Consider the following 372-nt stretch of genomic DNA (forward strand, 5'->3'; position numbering starts at 1 on the left):
GGGTTCTGGTGCAAATACTTAGGAAAGATATAAAGAGGCGAAAAGTTTCCTAGTGGAATCTAGTCTTAAGCAACAATTCCAAATAGTTGATGGATGAACTTCACTTGATTTTGGACAGACTTGTCCAGTAGAATAAGTTGCCCTTTTTTTACCATATGCATAGCTTCTATTCCAGAAATAATGGATGTAGCTGTGCGAAAGGATTTCAATCCTAACATCGAACGAACTCGCTTTTTAATAAATCGATGATCTTGTTCCACTATGTTATTGAGATATTTCACTTGCCTTAGTTGGATGCCCAATGGCATCTTTTTTTCTTTTCTCAATTCTTCAACTGCTATAGGATAAGCTGGATTCTTATCTACTGTCACG

1 protein-coding gene is annotated in these 372 nt (G+C 36.6%); it reads right to left on the reverse strand.

Annotation, left to right across the window (positions count from 1 at the left end; all coding sequences use genetic code 11):
* Positions 1 to 65 precede the first annotated feature (65 nt).
* Positions 66 to 372 (reverse strand): DDE-type integrase/transposase/recombinase (locus BAQ49_RS03845; protein ID WP_116733429.1); only part of this gene is annotated, 307 nt, incomplete at its 5' end.

This window comes from Bacillus proteolyticus, from assembly GCF_001884065.1.
Classification (GTDB): Bacteria; Bacillota; Bacilli; order Bacillales; family Bacillaceae_G; genus Bacillus_A; species Bacillus_A proteolyticus.